At 63.9% G+C, this 26,092-nt stretch carries 15 protein-coding genes and 2 pseudogenes; 5 read left to right on the forward strand and 12 right to left on the reverse strand.

Going from position 1 to position 26,092, the window contains the following annotated elements:
* Positions 1-19: 19 nt before the first annotated feature.
* Complete coding sequence (locus tag C7449_RS19225) at positions 20-1,303, reverse strand: type 1 periplasmic-binding domain-containing protein (RefSeq protein ID WP_245414452.1); 1,284 nt, start codon at positions 1,301-1,303, stop codon at positions 20-22.
* 150 nt (positions 1,304-1,453) lie between these two features.
* Here C7449_RS19225 and C7449_RS19230 point away from each other — a divergent pair, with 150 nt between their 5' ends.
* Entirely contained in the window at positions 1,454-2,422 is a 969-nt protein-coding gene (locus C7449_RS19230) for a transglutaminase-like cysteine peptidase (protein ID WP_245414453.1), read from the forward strand.
* A gap of 141 nt (positions 2,423-2,563) precedes the next feature.
* Here C7449_RS19230 and C7449_RS19235 read toward each other — a convergent pair whose 3' ends face one another.
* Genes C7449_RS19235 through C7449_RS19250 form a run of 4 tightly spaced genes read right to left on the reverse strand, consistent with a single transcriptional unit; the run spans position 2,564 to position 8,044 of the window.
* Positions 2,564-3,220 carry a ribbon-helix-helix domain-containing protein gene (locus tag C7449_RS19235; RefSeq protein ID WP_108004532.1) on the reverse strand — a complete coding sequence of 219 codons (657 nt, stop codon included), beginning with the start codon at positions 3,218-3,220 and terminating at the stop codon, positions 2,564-2,566.
* Between the two features lies 1 nt (position 3,221).
* On the reverse strand, positions 3,222-4,481 hold the full coding sequence (locus tag C7449_RS19240) for an HlyD family type I secretion periplasmic adaptor subunit (protein WP_210204762.1): 1,260 nt from the start codon (positions 4,479-4,481) through the stop codon (positions 3,222-3,224).
* A 29-nt stretch (positions 4,482-4,510) separates the two neighbouring features.
* Complete coding sequence (locus tag C7449_RS19245) at positions 4,511-6,670, reverse strand: type I secretion system permease/ATPase (protein WP_108004535.1); 2,160 nt, start codon at positions 6,668-6,670, stop codon at positions 4,511-4,513.
* Positions 6,671-6,685: 15 nt separating this feature from the next.
* Positions 6,686-8,044 (reverse strand): TolC family outer membrane protein, encoded by a 1,359-nt coding sequence (locus C7449_RS19250; RefSeq protein ID WP_108004606.1) that lies wholly within the window; start codon positions 8,042-8,044, stop codon positions 6,686-6,688.
* 313 nt (positions 8,045-8,357) lie between these two features.
* Between C7449_RS19250 and C7449_RS19255 the strand changes: the two genes are divergently transcribed.
* Complete coding sequence (locus tag C7449_RS19255; RefSeq protein ID WP_108004536.1) at positions 8,358-9,116, forward strand: GGDEF domain-containing protein; 759 nt, start codon at positions 8,358-8,360, stop codon at positions 9,114-9,116.
* Between the two features lie 152 nt (positions 9,117-9,268).
* Here C7449_RS19255 and C7449_RS19260 read toward each other — a convergent pair whose 3' ends face one another.
* Positions 9,269-16,624 carry a DUF5801 repeats-in-toxin domain-containing protein gene (locus C7449_RS19260; protein ID WP_170115951.1) on the reverse strand — a complete coding sequence of 2,452 codons (7,356 nt, stop codon included), beginning with the start codon at positions 16,622-16,624 and terminating at the stop codon, positions 9,269-9,271.
* Between the two features lie 411 nt (positions 16,625-17,035).
* Between C7449_RS19260 and C7449_RS19265 the strand changes: the two genes are divergently transcribed.
* Positions 17,036-18,157, forward strand: a complete 1,122-nt coding sequence (locus tag C7449_RS19265) for an NADH:flavin oxidoreductase/NADH oxidase (RefSeq protein WP_108004538.1) — start codon at positions 17,036-17,038, stop codon at positions 18,155-18,157.
* A gap of 398 nt (positions 18,158-18,555) precedes the next feature.
* Here the strand turns inward: C7449_RS19265 and C7449_RS22205 are convergent.
* The 6 genes and pseudogenes from C7449_RS22205 to C7449_RS19295 form a co-directional block, all read right to left on the reverse strand.
* Positions 18,556-18,673 (reverse strand): annotated as a pseudogene (locus tag C7449_RS22205) (ribose ABC transporter substrate-binding protein); the annotation flags it as partial.
* 199 nt (positions 18,674-18,872) lie between these two features.
* The gene (locus C7449_RS19275; protein ID WP_108004540.1) at positions 18,873-19,460 is read right to left on the reverse strand and encodes a DJ-1/PfpI family protein; all 588 of its coding nucleotides are present in this window, start codon (positions 19,458-19,460) and stop codon (positions 18,873-18,875) included.
* Between the two features lie 63 nt (positions 19,461-19,523).
* Positions 19,524-20,492, reverse strand: a complete 969-nt coding sequence (locus C7449_RS19280) for a substrate-binding domain-containing protein (RefSeq protein WP_108004541.1) — start codon at positions 20,490-20,492, stop codon at positions 19,524-19,526.
* A gap of 29 nt (positions 20,493-20,521) precedes the next feature.
* Positions 20,522-21,526 carry an ABC transporter permease gene (locus tag C7449_RS19285; RefSeq protein ID WP_374828308.1) on the reverse strand — a complete coding sequence of 335 codons (1,005 nt, stop codon included), beginning with the start codon at positions 21,524-21,526 and terminating at the stop codon, positions 20,522-20,524.
* Positions 21,483-23,078 (reverse strand): sugar ABC transporter ATP-binding protein, encoded by a 1,596-nt coding sequence (locus C7449_RS19290; protein ID WP_108004543.1) that lies wholly within the window; start codon positions 23,076-23,078, stop codon positions 21,483-21,485. The genes C7449_RS19285 and C7449_RS19290 overlap by 44 nt, the downstream gene beginning before the upstream one ends.
* Positions 23,075-23,767, reverse strand: a complete 693-nt coding sequence (locus tag C7449_RS19295) for a GntR family transcriptional regulator (protein WP_108004544.1) — start codon at positions 23,765-23,767, stop codon at positions 23,075-23,077. Before C7449_RS19295 ends, C7449_RS19290 begins: the two co-directional genes overlap by 4 nt.
* A 94-nt stretch (positions 23,768-23,861) precedes the next feature.
* Here C7449_RS19295 and C7449_RS19300 point away from each other — a divergent pair.
* A pseudogene (locus tag C7449_RS19300) lies at positions 23,862-24,865 on the forward strand (Ldh family oxidoreductase).
* 20 nt (positions 24,866-24,885) lie between these two features.
* Positions 24,886-26,085 carry an iron-containing alcohol dehydrogenase gene (locus tag C7449_RS19305; protein WP_108004546.1) on the forward strand — a complete coding sequence of 400 codons (1,200 nt, stop codon included), beginning with the start codon at positions 24,886-24,888 and terminating at the stop codon, positions 26,083-26,085.
* The last annotated feature ends 7 nt before the right edge of the window (positions 26,086-26,092 follow it).

Raw genomic sequence — 26,092 nt, forward strand, 5'->3', positions numbered from 1 at the left:
GAACGAACCCAAGGCAGCTTCAGAAAGCAGCAGGGCTCGCCTGAAGCGGCTTGAGGTCACCGCCTTCGATGACGCCGAGGCTGTATCGGCGTTCGACGGAACCGTCCTTCCTCAAGCGAAACAGGCCGGTGACCCCGCGAAAGCCGCTTGCGCTCGTAAGATTGGCAGCGCTGACGCCACCCTCCCCCTTTGTCCGCACAAGCCCGGCTGCCACAGCGATTGCATCGTAGCCCGAGGATGCGGCCGCGGTCAGTGCGCGTGCGTAGCGCTGCTGATAGCGGGTCGCGATCAGCTTTCCACTATCCGTGTCCGACCTCGCAATCAGCGTACCGTTGGCAGCACTCACGCGGTAGGCCTGTGGCGGCCAGGCGCTGGTGCCGATAAAGGCGATGTCCGTCCGGCCGGTTGCCTTGACCGCGCCCACCACCGTCGTCGCGATCACGGTGCGTCCGAGAATCAGAACCGTATCGGCCTCCTTCAGCTGGGCGGCCGCGCTTTGCACCGCTGCTGCGGCCGACGCGTCGTTCAGCTGATAGCGGGCAGTACCGACGATGCTTGCGCCTGCGCCGCGGATGGCAGACGCAAGCCGCGTTTCCTCCGCCGAGCCGAGATCGCCCGGCACGAAAACCATTACTTTCGTGTGCTTGTTTGCGACGGCCGTTCGCACCGCTTCCATGGCGCTGCCGATCTCGTCATCACCGAGGTTGTAAGCATCGGCACCGGTCACATGTTCGCCGAGGTTGAACAGCGGCGGCCTCTTGTCCACAGGCATGGCGGCAATGGCCGCCGTCACGGCCGGCGTGGCATAACTGACGAGAAGGACCGAACCGCGCGCCTTCGCCGCGTCGACGGCGGCCGGCACGACAGCAGAGCCGGCGGAAACGTCAATAACCTTGACGGATATTTTCTCGTCACCAAGATCGTCCACCGCAAGGGCAGCCCCGTCACGAATGTCGCGCGCAATGCCGTCATAAAGACCCTTCGCGCCCTTCGGGATCATTAGCGTAATCTCGGCCCCCCTCGTCCCCAAGGTCTCGTCCAGCGCGGAGGAAGGCGCCCTGACGTCTGTCTTGCCAAGGCCGTTCGCGAGATCGTCGCCGTCGGACTGGCAGCCCGCGACTGCAAGGCACAGCCCCAGCGCCAGGCCGAGCAGGCCTGATTGAGCGCGGCGGGAACCGGACGAAAGCGACTGGCGCCATCCAAGCGACAGCCCGTTCTCACTGTGATCCTCTCTCACAACTTCCCCTCGCATTCCCGTTATCGTCCCCACAGCTGCGGGCCGTATAACTGCACGATGGCGCATCAAAAGCAAACCCGTAGTAAGCTGTTCCTTGCGCTATTCAATAAAGTTTTCAGCTTCTTGTAGCCAAGTTTTTGACCGGCGCTTACCCACGCTTCCACACCGCAGATTCATCGGCGTTTCGTAGTGTTTCTCCAACAGGGAGAAGAAGAAATGGCCGGCGGGAAGATCAAGAAAAAAATCGCAGCGCTGATGCTTGCTCCGTTGCTCGGGGCCGGTGCGGCCGCGCCGTCATCCGCCGCCATGACACTGGCGGGGAGCGAGCTCGACGCCGTCGCAGCCGTCGCCGGCCGCACGCTGTCCCCGCTCGCCAGCCGCGACGGTGTGGCTCGGCTGGCCGCGGCCGCCGTCGATAGCCTACAATTTATGCTTACAAACAGCAGCATCCGCATTGCCGCGGCGTTGGCGCAGGCGGAGCCAGCCGGACGCCCTGCCGCCGCGGAAACGTCCTCTCCGGTTCCGGCCGATCGCGGCGCCTCCAGCCCGTCTGCCCTCGGAAGCGCCTCTTTCGGGAGCGTCGCCATTCCCTTCAAGCGGCTGTCAGCCGTGAAAAAGCTCGCTCCGGCGCTCGAGGAAATGCGGGCGGACGCGTCGCTTGCCTGCGACGGTGACTGCCCAGAGGCTGTCCTCGGCATCGCCAAGGCTGTCCGCGACAGCGACGGCGCAAGTCTGCGCGACAAGCTCAATCGGGTGAATTCGGCCGTAAACGCCGCTATCCGGTACCGGCCCGACATCGAGACCTATAACGTCAGTGACCGCTGGGCTACGCCGAGCGAGACGCTGGCGCGGCAGGAAGGCGACTGCGAAGACTACGCAATCCTGAAAATGGCCGCCTTGCGCGCTGCCGGCGTCGAGGCCAAGGACATGGCCATCGTTGTCCTGTTCGACCAGAAGCGCCATTTCTACCACGCCGTGCTCAGCGTAAAGGCCGGAAGCCGCCACTTCATCCTCGACAACATGCAAAACGAAGTGAAGGCCGACAGCCAGTTGCCGGACTACCTGCCGCTGTACTCGATTGCCGATGGCAAGGGCTATCTGCATGGAACCCGTACGGGGCACGAGAAGCTCGCCGCCATTTCGCTCGATCGCGTCGCCCCCGGCGAAGGCGTGGCATCGCGGTGACGCCACGGCGCAGCCGGGAACGCCGCGAGGTCCAAGCCGATGTGCCTATTCCGCGCCCACTCTGTCAGCTGAAACGAGCGGCTCCTGCTTGGAGGTCGACGGCAATGGGGGAAACGCGGTGGCCCGGGAGGCCACCCCGTGCTACAGGCGCGCGATATAGCCGATCAGCATCGGCTTTTCATGGGCAGGCGCCAGCGCCAGGTTGATCTGCCCCTTGATGCTGTGCTGACCCAGGCTCAGGCCAAATCCGGTGCAGAGCATCTTCCCCTTGCCGCGGCTGAGCGTTGCCATCGCATCTTCGATGGGGGTGTCGATCGAAAATCTCAGGGCTCTGGCAAGCTGCGCGGGGTCGTTGAGAAGGAGCCGGTTGCGCAAGAGCGACAGGAACGGATCGTTGAAGAACTGGATCCTCTTGTCCAGCGTCAGCACCAGTGCCGGCGAAGGCGATGCCTGCACCAGTGCGTTGAGATTGGCGGTAGAGGCGACCTCCTCCATCGCGTCGACGCGCCGCAATGCCCATTTCAGGCTGAGCACGCGCAGCAGCGAGGCGAGGTTGGAGGAGCCGGATTGAGCCGCGGCCGCCTGATTGACCAAATCGGTGACGCTTGTCCGCCCCGCCGCGGCGATGCGGCTCAGCCCCTCCCAGTAAAGCCTTTCCAGTCGCACGCCGCGGCGTTCGCCGTTCGGGCCGGCGATTGCCCGGAAATGCGGCTCGACCTCGGCTTCGGCGACGACCTGCAGCGGCCACTCCACGGCCTCGAGGCTCAGTTCGGTCCCTTTCGCGGCCTCGGCGGCCATGTCAGCGCTCCGTCAGCGCTTCCGAGCGCGCCTTGTTGATCGGCTTCATCAGGTAGCTGAGCACGGTCTTGCTTCCGGTCATGATCTCCACCTGGGCGACCATGCCCGGGATGATCGGGTATGACTTTCCGTCGCGCGTCAGTTCCGACTGCTTTGTCTTCACCTGCACGAGATAAAAGGTCTCGCCCTTCTCCTTCTCCACCAGGCTGTCGGCGGAGATGTTCTCCACCTGGCCTTCCAGGCCGCCGAAGACGGAGAAATCGTAGGCGGTGATCTTGACCACCGCCGGCTGGCCCTTGCGCACGAAGGCGACGTCGCGCGGCGAGATCTTCGCCTCTACCAGGAGCGTGTCAGCCGTCGGGACGATCCCGGCGATGACGCGGCCCGGCTCGACATAGGCGCCGATGGTGTTGACATCGAGCGTGTTGACGATGCCGTCGACAGGCGAGCGAATATCGGTGCGTTTGACGCGGTCGGAGGCGCCGCGAATTGTCTCGTCGACGACGGAGAGCTCGGCAAGCGTCTGGGCCTTTTCCGTCAGTGCCTGCTGACGCAGTTCCAGCCCCAGGTCACCGAGCTGCAGCTTTGCCTCATCGACCGCCGCCTTCAGCCGCTCCACGCTTTCATCGTAAACCCTGAGCTGACCCGTCTGGTCGTTCAGTTCGTTCTCGACCTTGATGATGTCCATCTCGGCGACCAGCTTTTTCTTCGCGAGCGGCGCCATCAGGTCAAGCTGCCGCTGCGAACCGGCAATGTTCAGCCTCAGACGCTCCATGTTGGCGAGCGCTTCGTTCAATTCGTTCTGGCGCTGCTTGATCCGCTCCTTCAGCACCCCGACCTTGTTCTGATAGGTGGCGCGGTTGGCCTCGAACAGCATCTTCTCGTTGGCGCAGACGTTTTCAGCGACGGCCAGGATTTCCGGCGGGCAGGCGAAGGCCGCGTCATAGAGCCCGGCCTCTTCCAGCTGCAACCGCGCGACCTTGGCTCCGAGGGCCCGCGCCTTGGCAACGGACTCCCCGAGCGTCGATTCGGTCGTGATGTTGTTCAGCTGCACCAACAATTGGCCCTTGCGCACGACCTGTCCGAGCGAGACGGCGATTTCCTGCACGACGCCGGGCTCGGAAGACTGGATCACCTGGGTCTTGGAAACAGGGATGACCTTGCCCTCGCCGCGGGCGATTTCGTCCACCTTGGCGATCGCGGCCCAGGCCAGGAAGACCACGATCAACAGCAAGGAGATCGCGAGAACGGCACGTGCCATCAGCGGCGGATTGTCCTGGCGCAGCACGCTCACGATTGACCTCCCGAACGCCGCTGCATCGCCTCGATGACAGCACGCTTGGGGCCATCGGCGATGATGCGCCCCTTGTCGATGACAATCAGCCGATCGACCAGTTCGAGCATGCTGTGGCGATGCGTGGCGATCAACAGCGTCGTCTCCGGTCCGAACGCGCTCCTGAGCTTCGAAATCAGATGGCGTTCACTGACCAGGTCCATGGCGCCGGAAGGCTCGTCGAGGAAGACGACCTTCGGGCGCGTCAATAGCAACCGGGCGATCGTCAGGGCCTGCTTCTGGCCGGTCGAGAGATTGGCACCGCGCTCGCCGACTGCCATGTCGAAACCGCGCGGGTTGTTGGCCACGAACTCGTCGACGCCGGAGATGCGGGCCACCTCGAGCAGTTCCTCGTCGGTGGCATCCGCGCGGCCAAGCAGGAGGTTCTCCTTCACCGTGCCGGAGAAGAGATCGGAGGACTGGCCAGCCACCGCCACCGCACCCCTCACCTCGGCGACGTGATACTGCCGAAGATCCACGCCATCGATCAGGATCCGCCCGACGGTCGGTGCATAAAGACCGTCCAGCAAGCGCCCGACCGTCGTCTTGCCGGAGCCGATGCGGCCGATGATGCCGATCTTCTCTCCAGGCGCTGCGGAGAAGGAAAGCTCGTTGATCACGGGGTGATCGGAGCCCGGGTAACAAAAGGACACGTTCTGAAAGCTGAAGCTGCCTTGCCGGATCTGCCGATTGACGAACCCGACGGTATTGGGACGATCATCTGGCTGCTCCATGACCTTGTTCAGGATGCGCAGCGACATTGTCGCCTGGCGGAACCGCGCCAGGGTCATTGCAATCTGCCCGAACGGCGCACCGGCGCGCCCTGCCAGCATGACGGCAGCGATGATCGCGCCCATCGCGATCCGGCCCTCGGCGAACTCGTAGGTGCCGGCGACGACGATCAGCACGCTCGTCATCTGCTGAAGGAAGGTCGTCATGTTGATCGCGTTGGAGGAGATGTGCTTGATCTCCTCGCTCGTCCGGCTCGAATACTTCGACAGTTCCTGCCATCGCCGCAGCATCGTCGCCTCGGCGCGCAGGCTCTTCAGGGTCTCGATCGTCGAGATCGTCTCCACGAGCAGCGACTGGCGGCGCGAAGCCTCGTTGGCCGCGGCCGCGATGCGCTTGCCGATCTTGGCCTGCGCATAGAACCCGACACAGACGGAGAGGATGAACGCAACCGTCGGGATGATCGCAAGCCACCCGGCGATCAGGTAGATCACGCCGAGGAACACGAACACGAACAGGCTGTCGATGAGGACGCCGATCGTGTTCGACGTGAAGAACTCGCGAACGAATTCGTATTGCGTGATCCGGCTGGCGTATTCGCCTGTCGACATCGGCCGCGATGCCAGGGTGGAGTTCAGGACCTTATCGAAGATCAGTTGTGACAGGCGCAGGTCCGCCTTGCGGCCGGCGTAGTCGATCAGCGATGAGCGGGCCGTCTTCAGCAGGAAGTCGAAGACGTAGGCCAGCGAAATGCCGCAAGCCAGAACCCAGAGAGTCGGAATTGCCTTGTTCGGCAGCACCCGATCATAGACGTTCATCGTGAAGAGTGGCGAGGCCAGCGCGATCAGATTGATGAACAGCGCCGCGACGATGACGCGAAGATAGGTTCGCCAGTAGGATGCGAGCGTCGAGGCGAGCCAGTGGCGCTTCTCGATTTCGGCAGCCGTGCCGACGAGCGCCTCTTCGGAAGCATTCTCATAGAACAATGTAAACGCGAAAGCGGCAACCGCACCCCGGCGCGCAAGCTCCGCAGGGCTCAACGTGAGCGGCACTCCCGCAATCGGGGCCAATTCCGTGACGTAGGAGCCGTCGGGCAGAACTTCGAGCAGCGGCAGCACACCGCCTTCTCTGAAGACGACGATTGCCGGACAATCGAAGTTGCCTGTGCGACAATCGCGTTCGCTGTGCTGGATGACCTGCAACCCGACCCGCTCGGCCATCTGCTGGACGTCGTTGAAGTCCAGGGACTCGGTGATTTCGTCCGGCAGACCGGAATAAAGCACCGTGTCGGAACTCGGCCTGCCATAGAACGCCGCAACCGTTTTGAAAGCCGTCTTGAAAGACTGGAGCGGGGTGCTGCTTCCAAGTTCGGGCGCGACGTTCAGCATGTGGGCACCAGCGGCTTATTTCCGGATCGGTTCCAAAAGATCCAGCGGCATGCCGACGCTCTGGTGCGACTCGCGTCGGATATAGCCCGGATCCTCGACGCTGGCGGGGACGGCAAATTCCTGGCGGGCATAGGCTGCGGCCTGCTCGACCGGCTTGAGCTTCATCGCCTGCAGCAGGCTGCCCGAGGCCGCCAGGATCTTGTATTCGGCAAAAAGCGCGGCGAAGCGCGCCGTGTCGGCCAGTATCCTGGTGTTGAGGCGAGTGTTCTGCGCATCGAGAACGTCGAGCAGCGAACGCTGCCCTACGGAGAACTGCTCGCTGTAGGACGAAACCAGTCGTTCGTTGGTCTGCGATTGCGCCGCCAGGATACCGGCGAGGTCGTGGCGGCTGACGCGTTCATTCCAGGCCGAGCGGATGGCTTCGCGCACTTCGCGCTGAGCCTGCGAACGCACGTAACGCTGCTCGCTGGCGCGACGGATCTGCTCCTGCTCGCGGGCGACGTCGATGCCGCCGCGATAGAGGTTCCAGCGCGCCACGACGCCGACCTCGAAATCGTTGGTGTTGCCGCTGTCGCCATCAATGTCGTCCCCGACGCGAGCGGTGCCAAGCAAGTCGATCGTCGGCAGGTAATTGGAGCGGGCGGCGCGCACACCGGCGTCGGCGGCGTTGATGTCGGCATTTGCCGACGAGATACGGGGGCTGTTCGCCAGCGCTACCAGGACGGCGTCCTCGGCGGTGCGCGGCAGGAACTTCGCCAGCGACGGCGGCATCTGCGGATTGCTGATCGGCTCGCCGACAGTCTCCGCAAAACGGATCTTCGTCGCTTCGAGTTCTTCCAAAGCCTCGCGCAGCCGAGCCTTCGCCGCCTGCAAACGCTCCACGCCCTGGAGGCGGTCCGCGTCCGTCAGGGCGCCGCCCTTGATGCTCTGGTCGATATTGCCGATCATGGTGTTGTGGAACGCCACGTTCTGCTTCGTGGTCGCGACGATCTGGGCCTGCAGCAGGTACTCCAGATAGTCCTGCACGGCCTGCAGCGCCAGGGATTCGGATCGCTCGAGCACACGGAAGGACGCGCTGTCGACCCGCGACGCCTGCTGGTCCACCTGCGCGCGGCGATTACCGCCGTCGAACAGCGTCTGGGTTACCGTCAGGCCGACCTGGTTTGGGGAAAGGTGATCGTGGTCATTGCGCAGCGATCCCGAGCTATTGTTGGACAGCCGGCGTTGGCCGGACCCCGCCTCCAGATCGACCGAAGGCAGATACAAGCCGCGCGCCTGGCGGAGTTCGAACTCCACGGCCTCGCGATTCTGTGTCGCCTGCAAGATCTGCGGATTCGTCTTGATCGTCTTTTCGATCGCCTGCTGCAACGTCATCGACATCGCGTCTGCAACCATGACGGCGCTCAAGGCCACTGTCGCAGCGAAAACCGCGAGCCTTCCTTTTATCGTAGACAAAGTCTTAAACCCCCAACCCCAAAATCTGGCGCTGTCATATCCGAGGGACATCCCTTAAAACAGGTAGCCGGAATTCCACCACCCGTACAACCGCGCCCATAAAATTCAACGAAAGAGAGTTAACTTCGGCCCCTCGCTATCGACTGATTAGGTAAAATCCAATCAGTGATATTTACGCGAAATTGTCACCGGACACCTACCAGATACGGTTTCCGCAAACCGGTCCGCCGCGATGAAAATCCCAAGCCAGCTTCTCTCTGCCCATATGATTCCAGCCCTGAAAACCGCAGCACTCGGTGCATTGGCCTGCGCTGCCGGCTCCATCGCTTTCCTCTGTATTATAAACCTCTTAATGCCGGAACGGCCATTTCTGGTGGCATTGGTTACTACCATCACAATTTCTGTGGCTGTGGCATTTCCGCTGCTATACCTGTTTTCCCTCAGGCAAAATGCGGTGCGCACCCTGCGCCTGCAGATGCAGCGTCAGCTGCGCCACGATAGTGTCACGGGAACCCTGAACGGGACCAACTTTGCCGCCGCCGTCGAAGCGATCGGCGAACGGCGTCGAACGCTCGCGGAAGCCGACCAAGGCGGCGCAATGCTGGTCGTGTCCGTCACGAACCTCGATGACATCGGACGACGTTACGGCCCGCAATGGGCCGATACGGTCATGCAGTCGTCAGCCAGCATCGTGAAGTCCCTGATCCGTCGGGGCGACGTGGTCGGCCGCCTCGGCCTCAACGAGATCGGCATCTTCCTGCCGGGGGCTGCCGAAGAAAACACGGCCGACATCGGCGCACGCATCCGCCATGGGATCGAGAAGGCAACCATCGTGGCCGACGACGCTCTGCCGATCCGCATCGAAATAGCGCTGGGCGGCGTGCTCTTCGACGAGCCGGTGGAATTCAACCGCATACGACAAACGGCGGCCAACCTCACGACAGCCGGCTATACGAACGAACCGGTGCCGATGCAGTACATCGCGACCTGAAGCGCGTCGCGGAGCTTCAGGTTCGCCGATCGGCTTAGGACATCGTATTCGCAGGTCTTCGTGCTGAAACCCGGCCCTCAGAAACCATGCTCCGGCCGGTATGAGAAAAGGCGCTGAGGCGCCTTTTCCATTCGCTATCCGGGCTCTTACGATCAGGCCGTGTGCGTGGTCACGTCCTGCTCCTGGTCGTGATAGAGGATCTTCACCGCCGACTGCGTGTAGCCCTTCAGTTCGGCAATGGTGTGGGAGCCGGCACCGTCGTTGACGCTGATGAAGGTCGAGCCATTCTGGACCACGGCCGAGACGCTACCCTGCGCCACGCTCCAGGCGGTCGTCGTTGAACCGAGCGCCTTGTCGAGCAGGTCGGAAATGTCGAGAACATCCTCCTCGCCCCTGTTGAAGTCGGTGATGACATCGACCAGGTTCACTTCCCTGAGCGCTTCGGCGTCGATGACGAAGGTGTCCTTGCCGCTCCCGCCCGTCAGAGTGTTGAGCCCGGCACCCCCGAGCAGCCTGTCGTTGCCAGCGCCGCCGTAGAGAGTGTCGTTTCCAGCGCCGCCGTAGAGGATGTCATTGCCATCGCCTCCGTAGAGGATGTCGTTGCCGGCGCCGCCGTAGAGAGTGTCGTTGCCGGCGCCGCCATCCAGCGTGTCGTCGCGATCCTGACCGTACAAGGTATCATCGCCATCGCCACCATAGAGGAAGTTGACCGCTCTCGTGCCGCCAATCAGAAGGTCATTGCCGTCGCCGCCGTGAAGTGTGTTGGATACCTCACCATTGTTGCGCTCGTTGTTGGCCCCGATCAGGACGTCATGACCCTTACCGCCAGAGAGCGTGTAGGCGGCGGATTGGCCGGAACCCTTGTCCCAGGCAAGCAGGATGTCATTGTCGTCTGTTCCGTTCAGCGACTGATTCTTCAACACCGATGCCGTAGCGCTCGATGTTGAGACGCCGTCGCTCACGGTGTAGTTGAAGCCATTAACGCCGCCGTTGTCGACGTGGAACCATACGCGGTCGCCCTGCAGATCGACCTTGTTGTTCTCCACAACCGACTTGACCGACAGGGACATGCCTTCCGAGCTGCCGTCGTTCCACAGCAACGCCTCCACCGGGATGAGCAGCTTCGCGCCGTTGTCCGCATTTGTCCGGATCGTCTCGCCGACTGCCACAAGCGGCAGGATCACATCGAACGTGAAGGTGCGCGGCGTCGGTCCGCTGGGCGTGCCGTAGGTCGAGCCGTCCTCGTTACCGTCTTCGACATACACGTTGAACGAGGCGGCCCTGTCCGTGCTTCCATCATGCAGGAAGGTGACGCGCCCCTCCGCGAGCTGCTGGGAGGTGAACGAAATGGATGGGACGCCATCGACCCGGATCCCGCCATGCGACTGGCTCGTGACGATGAACGTCACCTCCGTGTCATCCGGATCCGAAAAACCAATGTCCTCTGCAGTCAGCGTGTAGGACTGCCCCTTGTTGACTTGCGCCTTGAAGTCACCCGTGAGCGTTGGCGGGTCGTTAACCGGCAGGACATTCAGCGTCGCCGTCTGGGCGAGGCTGTCCGCGCCGTGCTGGTCCGTGGCGACCACCGTGATCGTGCGGTTTCCGACCGTCGGGTTGTCGCTGACGTTCTCGTAGACCAGCCCCCTCAGGATGGTCTGGTAGACCGCCTGCGACGCCAAGCCGGTGATGGACAGTCGACCATTCTCGAACGTCACCGTCAGGCCGGCGGCGTCACTTGCTGCCTTGGCCGATGCGTTCAGCGAAAGACTGTCCTCTCCGGGCTTCCAGGTCTCGCCTAGGCTTGCCGTCAATGATTTCATCGTCGGGCTGTCGACGTCGGACAGCGACCCGTTCGATGCGAACCAGTATGCATTCTGTTCATAGACGAGCGGCAGGTCAGCCCCGTTGCCGGGGGCGTTAACGTCAAGATCGATCACCGGCCGGTCGTTCGTGCCGGTCAGCTTGATCTGGACGACGTGCTGGTCGGTGCCGCCGCGTCCGTCGCTGACGGTGATCGTGTAGTTGAGCACCGACTGGAAGCCGTGCGGCAGGAAGTTGAAGGCTTCGCTGCCGGAGTTGAAGCTCCATTGGACCTTGCCGCTCGTGTGGGCGGCGTCGATCACCGCCTGCTGCACGTTGAAGAACGACAGCAGCTGCTCCGGCGTGAAGCGTGACTCGATGCCCGAGCCGGACGCGCTCACACCCGTGACCTTGGCGGTGACGACATCCGTGAAGTCGGGGTCGGTGACGCTCAGCGTGCCGTTGGCCGAAAGCCCCGCATCGGTCTCAACCAGGGGGGCGAAGTCCTTGTCGCCCGCCTCGAGCGTGATCACCGGCTTGTCATTCGTGCCGGTCAGCTTGATCTGGACGACGTGCTGGTCGGTGCCGCCGCGTCCGTCGCTGACGGTGATCGTGTAGTTGAGCACCGACTGGAAGCCGTGCGGCAGGAAGTTGAAGGCTTCGCTGCCGGAGTTGAAGCTCCATTGGACCTTGCCGCTCGTGTGGGCGGCGTCGATCACCGCCTGCTGCACGTTGAAGAACGACAGCAACTGCTCCGGCGTGAAGCGTGACTCGATGCCCGAGCCGGACGCGCTCACACCCGTGACCTTGGCGGTGACGACATCCGTGAAGTCGGGGTCGGTGACGCTCAGCGTGCCGTTGGCCGAAAGACCCGCATCGGTCTCAACCAGGGGGGCGAAGTCCTTGTCGCCCGCCTCGAGCGTGATCACCGGCCGGTCGTTCGTGCCGATGAGCTTGACCTCGATCTTCTGTTCCACCGAAGCGCCGTGCTGGTCGGTGATGGTGATGAAGAAGGTCTCGACCTTCACCTCGCCCGCCGCAAGCGGGTTCAGCGCCTTGTCGGAGACATGATACTTCCACGTGACCACGCCCGCTCCGTCATTGAGCGTCTCCTCCGTGACAATGGCTTCAAGCCATCCGAGGTATCCCGTCTCCGCCGGCCTGACGGCCACGGTGTGCGTGTCCGCCTGGTCGTCGTAGAGATGGAACGTCCCGCCGTTGTAGTTGTCGTCGAAGTAGGTGCGGTCGGCATCACTGCCGGCTCGCGGATCGCCTTCGGCATATTCGGTCATCGTGCCGCCGAACGGCGTGCCGATCGAAACGCGCGGGCCATCGTTGTCGCCGACGATTTTGATCTGATAGACGCCGGACTTGGTGTCGCCGTCACCGTCCTTGACAGTAAAGGGGATTGTAAGAGTTGCGATTTCACCTTTGCCGAGACCGTCGAAGCCCCAGCCGGGAGACACGGTCAATTCACCCGTCACAGCGTTGTAGCTGATCGGCGGGATAGCCAGAGTGGTTCCGGTCGGCGTCGCGATCGTCGCGGCCGCCGTGTCGAACGTTACCGCCCCAGGACCATCCGCGCCGTAGTCGAAATGCACGCCGGAAACGAAGCTGAACGTCGCCGACCCGTCGTCCTCGCCCATCGTGCCCTGCAACACAGGCATCGCCGAGCCCGCCGTCAGGCTGACATTGGCAAGGAAGGTGCCGGTGTTGTCCGAGGCGTTGCCGACTTCCTCGAAGGTCAGCGTGTTCATACCGGTCTTGGCGATCACGTCGAGGCTGATCTTGGTCATCGTCGAGCCCGGGACATAAGTCTGCACGAGCACGCCGTTCCAATAGACGTTCAGCGCCGCCGAACCTACGGAAGGTGTGCCGATCTCGAAGCCCAGCGTGTAATGCTTGCCGTTTTCGAGCCCGGCCACATTCTGGGAAAGCTTGATGTTGCCCGGCGTGGCGCCGAGGTCGACCATGTATCCGCCGTCGGACGCATGCATGCCAAGGTAATTGTCGGCGACGCGCTCAAGACGGACACCGTCCTGCCCGGGTACCGTGCCTTCGATTGCCCAACCGGTGCCGAAGGTCGTCCAGTTACCCCAGCTTTCCGCATGTTCCCAGTTACCATCCGCGAAGCTGCCATTGGCGAGCAGGTTCGCCGGCACCGCTGCGCCGAGGATTTCCGGGGCGTCGTCCATGACGTCGATCTGGACATGGCCGCTGGCGGTGTCGCCGTCGGCGTCGGTTACGGTGAAGCTGACGCGCATGCGGATCGCGTCAGCGTCGCCGCTCTCGCCGCGGTCGGGATGGTCGAGCGGACCGAACTGGGTGAAGGTGTACTTGCCCGCCAGCGGATCGGTGACCTTGATCTCGAAGATGATCGTGCCGTCCGCCAGCTTGCCGACGAGCGTAGTCGGCGAATTCTCGAGCGCCGCCACGGTGATCGGCTGGCCGTTGGAGGTCAGCGCCACCTTCACCACCGGACTGTTGCCGGCGTCGGCGTCATAGGCGAAGAAGCCGCTGGTCGACTTCAAATCGTAGTTGAGCGCGGTGATGCGGGCGCCGTCGGCGCCGGCGCCGAAGTTCATCTTGCCCTCGACCGAGCGGACCTCGAAGGTGCCGTCCGCAAGCCGGTTCTCGGTCAGCGAGATGTTGCCCGAATAGCCTGCCGTCGGCGTGTCGTCGTTGACCTTGACGGTCAGCGACCCGCTGGCGCTGTCGCCGTCGCCGTCGGTGACCTTGTATTTGAAGGTCAGCGTCAGGTCCTCTTCCGAGGCCCCGGCGGTCGGATGGGCCAGCGGCGCCCCGAGCTTGAACAGGTAGGAGCCGTCGGCGCGGATGGTCAGCGTTGCCACTGCGGTGCCGCTGACGTTGCCCGTCGCCGTCCACGTCGTCACGCCGCCGGCGGCCGAAGACGTCCAGGTGACCGACTCCACCTTGCCGACGCCCTGGTCGTTGTAGATGGCCGACAACGACGGCAGGCTGCCGATCGTGACTTCGCGCAGGCCGTCGGCGCCGACGTTGAACAGCGCGCCTGCATTGCCGCTGACCTCGCGCGCCCCGGCGCTGCCTTCGACATTGCCGGCAAACAGCGTCTGCGCCTCGTCCTGCAGCGTGCCGGCGAACACCGCGCCGGTCGTCTTCGGCGCATCGTCGTGGAAGCGGATGAAGCCGGAGATGTCGGCCGAACCGGTCGCCGTGTCGCCGTCGCCGTCCTTGACGGTCAGCACCGCACGGATCGTGTTGGCGGCCAGCGAGACGTCCTCGTTCGACGCGTTCGGATTGCCATGGGCGAGCGACAGGTACAGCACCGTCGACACCTTGCCCGTAACCGCATCGATCGCCACCGCAAACGCGGCCTTGCCGGTCTCGGCGACGCGGCCGACGACGATGCCGCCCTCCAGCGACAAGACGATCGCCTGACCTTCGGTCGTCGTCAGGCCCGACTCAGCCCCCGTGAGCGCCAGCGAGTACACCTTCGCACCCGTCGCAGCCGCCCTGTCGGTGCCGTAGACGGTCGTGTCGAACAGCGCCGCATGCGCGGACTGGGCATAGGCGAGCGGGCCGCCGGTGCCATGCGCGTCGACGCCGGCTTCCGCCACGCTGGAAAAGATCGCCGACAGGTTGGCCTTGTCGTCGGCCTGCAGGCCGGCGCTCTCGTCGGCGCGCACCGTAAAGAGCGCGTTGCGGCCAAACAGGCCGAGGCTCGGGCCGTCGTCCTCGAAGACGATCTTGTCGGAGATGTCGATGCTATGGCTGGCCGTGTCGCCATCGGCGTCCTTGATTGTCACGGTCACCAGGACCGCGCCCTTGCTGATCGAAACGCCCTCGTCGTGGCTCAAGGGATTGTCATGTGCGAGCGAGACGTACTGCACCACGCTGATTTTGCCGTCCTGGCCGATCGCCAGCGCAAACGCGGCCTTGCCGGTGCCCTCGATGCGCCCGACCACCAGCCCGTTCTCGAGCGACAGCACGATCTTCTGGCCTTCGGTGGTCCGCAGGCCGGAGTCGACTTCGGCCACGGCGAGCGCCAGGACCTGCGCCCCGGAAGCGGCCTTGCCGTCGGCGCCGAACTTCGCTTCGACCGTGACCACCGCCGTCGCGCTCTGCGCATAGGCCAGCGGGCCGAGCGGGGCACCATGCGCATCGTGGCCCGGGTTCTGGACGCCGGCAAACAGCGCCGCGACCGAAAGCAGCTTCAGCGGGTTGGTCAGCGGAATGTCGTCGTTCTGCGCCAGCAGGCTTTCGTCGACCGTCACCGATCCCGGCGCCGACAGCGTCACCGTCGGCATGTCGTCGTTGACGATCACAGCGAAGCTGCCCTCGGCGGAATCGCCATCGGCATCGGTCGCGACGAAGCGGAAGTCGAGTTGCGTCGCGTTGGCGTCGTCGGCGTGATCGAGCGGGCCGACCAGCCGGAAGCTGTAGCTGCCCTGGGCAGAAGTGGCATCCAGCGTGACGATGAAGACGGGCGAGCGCGCATCGCCTTCACCGGCATAGGCGATGAGCGCGCGGCCGTCCGGAGAAATGTCGTAATGTACGGCGACACCGCCCGACGTAAGCCCCGCCGGGGCGTCCTGGACGGCGAAGGTCAGGCTCCGCTGTGAGCCCGAGTCGGCACCCCAGTTGACCCCGAGCGCAACGTCGGTGACCGAGGTCGTCATGGATTCGGTGACGAGCCCGCTTTCCTCGACGGTGGCCGCAGCGCCCGGCGCACCGATCGTCGGACCGTCGTCGTTGATGTCGATCGACAGCGTGCCGGTTGCCGAGCTGCCGTTGTTGTCGGTAACCGTATAGCTGAACTTCAGTCGCAGCGGATCGAGGCTTCCGGTTTCACCCTTGTCCGGATGATCGAGCGGGCCACGCTGCGCGAAGGTGAATGCACCGGTCGCCGCATTGGTGACGGTGAGGGTGAAAACGACTTTTCCGTCAGCCGTGCCGGTGATCGTCAGGCCGTTGACGGTGATGACGACCGGCTTGCCGTCCGACGTCAGGCCAAAGGCGCTCCCATTCTCGGGATCGGTGACACCGTTGAGCCCGACTGAGGTGATGACGCCGACATCGGCGCCGCCGTCGAAGCCGAACCTGCCGTCGATGATCTGATTTTCAAAGCTTCCGTCGGCATTCGCCCCCTCCGCCACGACGAGGACGGCATTTTCCGCCACGAGCGGAATGTCGTCGAAGAGCAGGACGGTGTTGGCCGGAACGGCATCGGGCTGAGTGGTGTCGCCGAGGAGCCCTATCAGTTCGATCTGTTCCGGACCCTGCGAGCCTTGGATTTCGTCAAACCGGGCGCCAGAACTCAATGCCGTCGAGGAGGCGGAATAGGACCCGTCGGGACCGGCCGCGACATTGATGTTGTTCTGTTCCAGAGCGGCGATGACGGCCTGCTGCGGAAGGGCGACCTCGCCGAGAAGGAAGGTCGGGACGTTCGATGCGCCGCCGACGATCACCACTTCGCTGCCGTCCGCCTGGACGAGGACGAGATTCTTGCCTTCGACCCGGATGTCGTCGATCGCGATGTCCGCCGGAAGGTGGGCGACGTTGGAGGCATCGGGAACGATGCTCATCGTCGCATCGGACGAACCCGGCGCATTGCCGGCATTCGGATCGAGGTCCCCGGCCTGGGCCAGCATGACAGGTCGTTGCGACGCCTGATTGCGATCGGCGCCCTTGCCGGCGCCGGACTCGAGATCAACACCGCCGGACATCTGACTTGCACCTTCGGACACGAGACGCGGATCATCCATAGACATATCAGCCCACCCTAATCAAAAACTCCCTCTCTTAGAGCGGCGGCCACCTGCGATTGCAATAGACTGTTAACCACCGATGCATAACCGGTTATGCCAGGTCCCAAAATTATTAGGGTAACGTTAACCTGACTGTTCGCGGGAATGGATGCATCCTTGCCGCTACTGCCCGGCTGAGCAGCCTTTCCGCGCCGGAGCTCGGAACTCGAGGCGCCTGGCTCAGGTTATGTTGTACGTCGGGCTCGCGCGGCGTAGGCTTGGAGCGGACACGAATGGCTCCGTGCGACTGAAGACATCCCACCTTCGAGGGAGAGGTTTTGCGGGTTCGCAGGCCTCGAGGCGCGGTGAACAACCAGGATGGAGGCGCCAATGCCCGCTCCGCAACTATTCCAACCACTGACAGTTGGCGGTTTGCGACTTCGCAACCGCATCGTCATTGCCCCCATGTGCCAGTATTCCGCAGTCGATGGCCGCATGACGGATTGGCATCTGATCCATCTGGGCCACCTGGCCCTCTCGGGAGCGGCGCTGCTGACCATCGAAGCGACCGCAGTCCTGCCGGAGGGCCGGATCAGCTACGCCGACGTTGGCTTGTGGGACGATGCGAGCGAGGCGGCATTGGGGCATGTCCTGGAGGGCATACGCCGGTGGTCCGACATGCCGGTCGCGATCCAAATCGCCCACGCCGGCCGCAAGGCATCGACAGACCTGCCGTGGAAGGGGGGAGCACAACTGCCGCCCGACGATCCGAACGGCTGGCAGACGGTCGCCCCGTCGGCGCTTCCTTTCGCGGCCCATGAGCATGCCCCGGAAAGCCTCGACCGGGACGGGTTGGCGCGCGTGCGCAACGCGTTTGCAGACGCGGCGGCCCGCGCGGCGCGGCTCGGGATCGATGCGGTCCAGGTCCATGCGGCCCATGGTTATCTCCTGCACGAGTTCCTCTCGCCGCTCTCGAACCATCGGGACGACGAGTATGGCGGCACCCTGGAAAACCGGATGCGCTTTCCGTTGGAAGTGTTCGATGCGGTGCGGAACACTTTTCCGGCTGGCCGCCCGGTGACGATGCGAATCTCCGGGACCGACTGGGTGGACGGCGGCTGGGATATCGAACAATCCGTCCGGCTGGCCGAGGCGCTCGAGGCGCGCGGCTGCGACGCGATCCATGTCTCAAGCGGCGGCCTCGATCCGCGCCAGCAGATCCCCGTCGGCCCCAGCTATCAGGTGCCGCTCGCCCGTGCCGTAAAGCAGGCCACAACGCTGCCCGTGGTCGCGGTGGGCCTGATCTCCGGCTTCGAACAGGCCGAAGCGATCGTCGCCACCGGCGACGCCGACCTTGTCGGTATCGCCCGCACGATCCTCTACGACCCGCGCTGGCCGTGGCACGCCGCCGCCCATCTCGGCGCAAACGTCAGGGCGCCCAATCAATATTTGCGATCACAGCCGCGGCAATATCGGTCGTTGTTCGATCTGAACGGAAGTGGGGAGAACTGAGCAACTGTGCATGCAGCCCGGAAGCCGGACTACCCGGCATGTGGTAGCACCGCGCACTGCCTGAGCATCGCGCAGACGCTGGGTTACGCCGAGGTACCACGATATCGCCCCGATCCTGGCGGCAATTGACGCCACGACGATCATGGGCGAGCGCTTCAAGCTTATGAGACAGCACCGTTTAGGTGCTCCCCTGGAGCGTGTCGGGGGTGCACCGTAAACCGCAAAGGCATCAGATGCAGCCGGTGCCGATCCCGGAGAGGTAGGCGGCCCGTTCGCTGTTGCCGATGCCGTAGATCGCGTCCTCTGCTCAGAATGTCGCCAAATGCGAGACGCTCGATGCCACCGGCAAGAAATGGAACATCATCGAAGTCGTCTGCAAGTGGGGCGACCCGACGGCGCACAAGGAGCGGCAACTTGATCGATTGCTTCACCACCCTGCCCCTCAGGAGCAGCGATCGCCGTCCAGATCGCGACTGCAACCTGCGCGGGGCCTGTGCCGGCCGATGAGCATTTCAAGCGGCGCCGGCCTGCTCGGCGCAGTTGATCACCGAACCGGGGGCGGTCGGATTCTGTGCGGCCTCGACGCCGGATCAGCCTTGATCCGACCCGTGCCCTTGCATCGCGGCTTGGCTCCGCCCGCCGGCCAAACTCGACCGACGAGCGAAGTGATATCGTCGACTAGCGCCGGGCCGCCGCGCAAGGCCCGCGACCAGACTTAACCATGCGTAATCTTGGTGCCAAGGACGTTCAGGCATTCGCGCATGAAAGCGGCGAGGCCCGTCCATCCCTTGGCCGAAACCATGTTGCCGTCGACATAGGCCTCGGTCGGCTTGACATCGATGTATATGCCGCCGACCGCCGTCACCTCCGGTTCGCAGGCACCGAGCCCGGCGACCTTCTTTCCCTTCAGCACGCCCGGCACCGCCATCAGAATCTGCACGCCGTGGCAGATCGTGAAAATCGGCTTTCCGGTCTCGTGGAAATGCCTGACCATGTCCTGCACACGCTTGTCTGTACGGATATACTCGGGCCCACGACCGCCGGCGGCATAGACCGCGTCATACTCCTCGACGCGGACCTCGGAAAACGTCTTGTTGATGTCTGCATAGTGGCCGAGCTTTTCGGTATAGGTCTGGTCGCCTTCGAAATCGTGCAGCGAGGTCTTGATGCGGTCGCCGGCCTTCTTGTCCGGGCAAACGACATGCACCGTATGGCCGACGGCCTCCATCCCCTGCTGGAAGACGTAGATTTCGTATTCCTCGGTGAATTCGCCGGTCAGCATGAGGATCTTCTTGCCGCTCATGTCTTGTCTCCTCTGGTCATGGATGTCTGGTGGTGTCCGGCCGGAACCGGACACCATGGCGGATCAGAATGGGGAATCGGGGAAGTAGAACTGATCGGCGTTGTCAGGCGTGATCAGCGGCGCGCCGAGCAGGAACGAGCCACGGACCGGCGCCTGGCCGTTGAACTGGGCTGCCGTCATGTAGATCGCCGACTTGATCATCGACGGTGGATAGGGCGTGGAGATCGGCGTCCGCTCGTTCTTCTCCTTCACCATCTCGATGACCTGCTTCATGCCATTGCCGCCGAGGGCATACTTGATGTCCTTGCGGCCGGCATTGTCGACGGCCTCCAGCACGCCCAGCAGCATGTCGTCGTCATTGGCCCAGACGGCGTCGATCTTCGGATACTTCGCCAGATAGTCCTGCATCAGCTTGAAGGCTTCGTCCTGGTTCCAGTTGGCGTACTGGATGTCGAGGATCTTGATGTTGGACCCGGCTATGACGTCGGAGAAGCCCTTGATGCGCTCGTCGTCGATCACCGTGGGAATGCCGCGCAGGACGACGATCTGACCTTCGCCACCAAGCTTGTCGACGAGCCAGTGCGCCGTATTGGCGCCGACCGCGATATTGTCGCCTGCCACATACAGATCCTGGACGTTGGGATCGGTCAGACCCCGGTCGACGACGGAGATGAATGTACCGTTTTGCTTGATCTGTTCGACCGGACCGCTCAGTTCCTCGGACGTGAAGGGCAGAATGACAAGCGCATCGAGCTTGCGGCTTGCCGAGAGGTCCTCGAGCGCAGAGACCTGAGCCGGTGCCGAGGAGGCCGTGGACAACACGACGTCGATGTTGGGGAATGCGGCCTCGATTTCCTTCTCGGCCTGCTCGGCATGATAGACGACCCCTCCCGTCCATCCGTGCGTCGCGGCCGGGATCGAGACGGCGATCGTCACCTTCTTGTCTTCGGCCAGTGCGCTGCCGAACGGCAGTGCAAGGACAAGTGTGGCGGTCGATAACAACAGACCGGCTTTCTGTGTGATAGACTTCATTTTCTCCTCCTTTGAAGTCAGTGCTGTTTTCAGCGGTTGGCGGTAAAGCGATGCGCCAGCATGGCGATGATGATGATGGCGCCCTGCACCGCGGCGACGAGGTATTCGGAGACCATGTCCGACAGGACCATGACGTTGGCGATGACCTCGAGGATGAGTGCGCCGGCGACCGTGCCGCCGATGCGCCCGCGTCCGCCGCGCAGGAGGGTGCCGCCGATCACCACGGCGGTGATGACCTGCAATTCCCAAAGCTGTCCGGTCGTCGGGGTCGCCGCACCAAGCCGCGGAACGTAGCAGATGGCGGCGACGGCGACGCAGACGCCCTGGATGACGTAGGCCATGGTGCGGACGGCCGCGACGTTGACGCCCGAAAAGCGCGCGACCTCGACATTCGACCCGGCCGATGTCAGGCGCCGGCCGAATTTCGTCTTGTAGAGCAGGAAGGCGGCGAACAGGACGACTAGCAAAGTGATCAGCACCGGATAGGGAATGCCGAACAGGCTGCCGAAATAAACCGGCCGGTATGCCTCGCGCAGGCTGCGGTCGATCGGCAGCGAGCCGCCATCCGTCATGAAGGTGATGAACGCGCGGAAGATCCCCATCGTGCCAAGTGTGACGATGAACGGCTCTATGCGGCCAAGCGTCACGATCAGCCCGTTGAAGAGGCCACAGAGCGCGCCGACGACGAGCGCGACGCACGCGCCCATCGGAATGGCCCATGCGCCGAAGTTTGGCGCCAGATGGTTCATCACCATGATCATGATGCCGGTGACGAAGGCCATCATCGAGCCGACCGACAGGTCGAGGCCCCCCGATGAGATGACGAAGGTCGCGCCGACGGCGATGATCGCGATGAAGGCACTCCGCGTGATCACGTTGATCAGGTTGGCCGATGAGACGAAATTGGAGTTCACCAGCGCGCCGAACAGCACGATCAGCGCGAGCGCGATAAAGGGCGCCAGGTCGGCCCAGCGGATGCGGACGGCGTCGTCAGCCGGCGGGATTGTTATGGTTGCGGCGGTGGTCATGTTCATCCTCCCGGCCGTCGCCGCTGCCACCCGTGGTAGCCGCGTAGACGACGTTCTCCTCATTGATGTCATTGCCGCGAAGCTCGGCGACGATCCGGCCGGCCCGCATCACCAGCACCCGGTCGGCGAGGCCGACGAGTTCGGGCATCTCCGACGAGATGACGATGCAGGCCTTGCCGGCGCGCACCATCGCGTCGATGAAATCGTAGATCTGGCTCTTGTTGCCGATGTCGATGCCGCGCGTCGGTTCGTCGATAATGACCACCGACGGGTCGGCCATCATGACCTTCGCCAGCAGCAGCTTTTGCTGGTTGCCGCCCGAGAGCTTGCCGGCTTCCAGCCGCAGCGAGCGGACGCGGATATCGTAGTCCGCCACCGCCGTCTGCAGCCGCACGAGCTCCGCCCGCTTGTCGAGCACGGAGCCGGGATTGACGGCATCGAGCGCCTGGAGCGTGAGGTTGGGGCCGAGCTTCTCCTCAAGAAGAAGGCCTTTTCCCTTGCGGTCCTCGGTCAGGTAGACGAGCCCGGCATCCATGAGCGTGCGCACTGAGCGGATGGCAATCTCTCTACCGTTAAGGGTGACGCTTGTCGCCTCCGAGGGGCGAAGCCCCAACAAGCCCTCGATCAGTTCAGTGCGTCCCGCGCCGATCATGCCGCCGATGCCGAGCACCTCGCCGGGGCGGACATCGAAGGACAACTTCTCGCTACCATGATCGACGGAGAGGTTCGTGACGGTCAGGATCGGTGCCGCCGTGGCTTCCGGCCGCTTGTGCGGATAGAGCATGTCCAGCTCGCGTCCGACCATCAGCTCGGCCATTTCGCGCTGGCTCACGCCGGCGGCCGGCCACGTTCCGATCATGCGGCCGTCGCGCAGCACCGTGATGCGGTCGGCAAGTGCCTGCACCTCGTCGAGCCGGTGCGAGATATAGAGAACGGCAACGCCACGTTCGCGCAGGCTGCGCACGATGTCGAGCAGTGCCGCCACTTCATCGTTCGCCAAGACGGCCGTCGGCTCGTCGAGGATGACGACCTTCCGATCATCCAGCAGTGCGCGGGCTATCTGAACGAGCTGGCGCTGTGCAAGTGGCAGGTCGCAGACGCGATCCCGCGGACGTGCCGTCGACCCCACCCTCGCCAGCAACTCGGCGGTGCGGCGGTTCATCGATCGATCATCGACCATAAGTCCGCGTCCGATCTCGCGGCCGAGGAACAGGTTTTCGGCGACCGTGAGGTCGGCGGCCAGCAGGATTTCCTGATGGACAAGCACGATGCCGGCGTTCTCCGCCTCCACCGCGTTGCGAAACACGACCGGCTTGCCATCCATGGAGAGGCTGCCGGCGCTCGGCGCCACATGGCCGGACAGAAGCTTCATCAGCGTCGACTTGCCGGCGCCGTTTTCGCCGATGATCGCATGGACCTCGCCGGGCCGGATGTCGAGCGTGACGTCCGACAGCACAGTGATCTGACCATACGTCTTGCCGAGCCCTTCGGCACCAAGCGCGACGGCGGCGGCGCTTCCCGGCGGCGCGCCGGGCTGGGGGGAAACGACCGCGTTCATTCGAACGCCGACAGAAGGCGATCGCGCGAGCGTTCGACGTGGATGCGCATGGCGTCATACGCCGCCTGCGGCTCGCCGGAACGGAACGCCGCCAGCAGGTTCTCGTGTTCCTCGAGGGCCTCCTGCGTCACGCGTGTATGGAACATCAGGCGGAAGATATGCAGATGCACATGCTGGTTCGACAGCGTGCTGCGGATGATCTCGTTTCCCGCGATCTTCAGAATGGCGTCATGGAACTGCGCGTCGGCGCGGGCAAAGCGGGAATAGCGGGTGTTGCGGTCGACCGGTGGATCGCCGTGCCCCATGTCGGCGGCTGAAGTCTCCAACTCCGCCAGCGCTTCCGGGGTCATGTTTATGACGGCAAGCCTGGCAGCCTCAGGTTCGACGAGCAGGCGGAAGGCATACAGATCCTCGAACTGCTTGCGCGTCCACTGAGGGGCGGCGCTATACCCTATGAGATGCTCCTTGCGAACGAGGCCTTCGCGCTCGAGCCGGCTGAGCGCCTCGCGGATCGGCGTCTGCGAAACCCCGAGCTCCCGGGCCAGGACATCGATGCGAATCCGGGCCCCGGGGGCGATATCGAGGGACATCAGCCGATGGTAGATGCCATCGTAGACGCCATCCACCACGCTCGTCGGGCGAAGGCTTGACGCTTTTGCTTCCCGCTCCGCTGCTTCTGCCACATTCATTCTCCGACTGGTCATTGACATGCAATCTTTTGTTGCAAATAAGATATCCTATGTCAAATACAATATCGTATAGGATCCGATATAGGATTTGTGAATGAGGATCATGCCCGATCAACTCTGCAAACTTGCGACCGCGCTGCTCCAAAGCCGGGGGCACTGCAGGAGGCCGCCGCCCTTCAGGCTGACCTCCTGGTGGAGGCCGAGTTGCGCGGATTGCCGTCGCACGGGATGCAGCGGCTGCCTCTCTTGCTTTCACGCCTTGAGAAAGGGCTTGCCGATGGGCGCACCCAGGGGGTCGCCACATGGTCGCGGCAGGCGTTTCTCGAGGTGGATGGCGAGCGCGGGCTCGGACCGGTCGTGATGATGAACGCCATGCGCCATCTCAAGCAGAACCTGCCCGAGACGGGGATCACTGTCGCGGCCATCCGCAACGCCAATCATATCGGCATGCTCGCCTATCATGCGGAGAAAGCCGCTCGCGACGGCCTGATCGCGATCGTCATGTCGACGAGCGAGGCGCTGGTCCATCCGTTCGGCGGCACCGAAGCGATGCTCGGCACGAACCCGGTCGCGATCGGCATACCCGCCGGCGACCGGCCCTTCGTGCTGGATCTCGCGACAAGCGTCGTCTCCATGGGCAAGATCAGGAACCATGCTCTGGGCGGCGTACCAATCCCGCTCGGCTGGGCGGTGGACGCGGAGGGGCACCCGACGCAGGACCCCGTGGCAGCGCAGGGCGGCGCCATCGCACCGTTCGGCGATGCCAAGGGATATGGCCTCGGCCTGGCCATCGAGCTCCTTGTCGCAGCCCTTGCCGGCTCCGCGGTTTCACCGGATGTGCAGGGCACGCTCGATGATTGTTATCCGGCCCATAAGGGCGATCTTGTCATTCTCATCGACCCCGCTTCCGGAGCAGGCGCTATTCCCGCGTTGATCCCCTATCTCGACAGACTGCGGCTGTCCCGCCCGCTCGACGCCGCCCGTCCGGTCGCCGTTCCGGGCGATGGCGCCCACGCCCGTCGCACTGCGGCGCTGCGGGAGGGAATCGCGCTGCCGCAACCGCTTTTCGAACAGCTTATGGCCTTTAAGGCAGCCTGAACCACTGGAGGAGACACGGAATGAGCCTATTCGGCATTTTAAGGGCGCCGCGCGAACTGCTCTTCGGAGCCGGTCAGCGCCACGCGCTCGGAACCGTCGCGGCCAAGCTCGGCCGGCGCGCACTGATCGTCACGGATGCGCGCCTTGCCGTCGACGCCGATTTTCGCGCTATGCTGGAGCAACTGGAGGCAGCGGACCTCGCTGTGATGGTGGACAGCTCCACCCAACCGGACGTTCCGGTCGGATCGGCGGTTTCGAGCGCCGAAAATGCCAGGAGGTTCCAACCGGATCTCGTGATCGGCATCGGTGGCGGCTCCTGCCTGGACATGGCGAAGTGTGTAGCACTTCTCCTTGCGCATGGTGGGCGGCCGCAGGATTACTATGGCGAGCATGCCGTGCCGGGACCGGTTCTGCCGCTGATTGCAATCCCCACCACCGCCGGGACGGGTTCGGAGGTGACGCCCGTCGCCGTGCTGTCGGACACCGAGCGCAGCCTGAAGGTCGGCATTTCCAGCCCCTATCTCATTCCGACCGTGTCGATCTGCGATCCCGAGCTCACGCTCTCCTGCCCGGCCGGGCTGACGGCGATTGCCGGCGCGGATGCGCTGACCCACGCCATCGAGGCCTTCACCGCGATCCGACGCGATCCTGTGCCGGGGATCGCCCAGCAACGCGTCTTCGTCGGCAAGAATGCGCTTTCCGATCATTTCGCGCTGAGCGCCATCGGTCTTCTCTGGCAGGGGCTTGAGGCAGCGTGCGCGGACGGCGCGGATCGGGCCGCCCGCGAGAAGGTCATGCTCGGCGCGACGCTTGCCGGCCTCGCCTTCGGGGTGGCTGGCACGGCTGCCGCCCACGCCATCCAATATCCCGTCGGCGCCCTCACCCACACCGCCCATGGCCTCGGCGTCGCCTGCCTCATGCCGTATGTTATGACCTGGAACGAGCCGGCTATAGGACCTGAGCTGGCCCAGATCGCCGCCGCCGCCGGACTGAACGGCCCGGCCGATGTCGTTCCCGCCCTCGCCGCGCTTTTCGCACGCATCGGCATCCCGGTGACATTGCGCGATCTCGGCCTGCCCGAAGATCGCATCGACTGGGTGGCCGAGCAGAGCTCCGGCATCACGCGCCTCATCCAGAACAATCCCCGCCCGCTGAACCCGCAGCAGATGCGCAACCTCGTCGCCGCCGCCCACCATGGCGACTGCGCCATCCTGCTTTGATCTGAAA

This window comes from Mycoplana dimorpha (genome assembly GCF_003046475.1).
In the GTDB taxonomy this organism is placed as follows: Bacteria; Pseudomonadota; Alphaproteobacteria; order Rhizobiales; family Rhizobiaceae; genus Mycoplana; species Mycoplana dimorpha.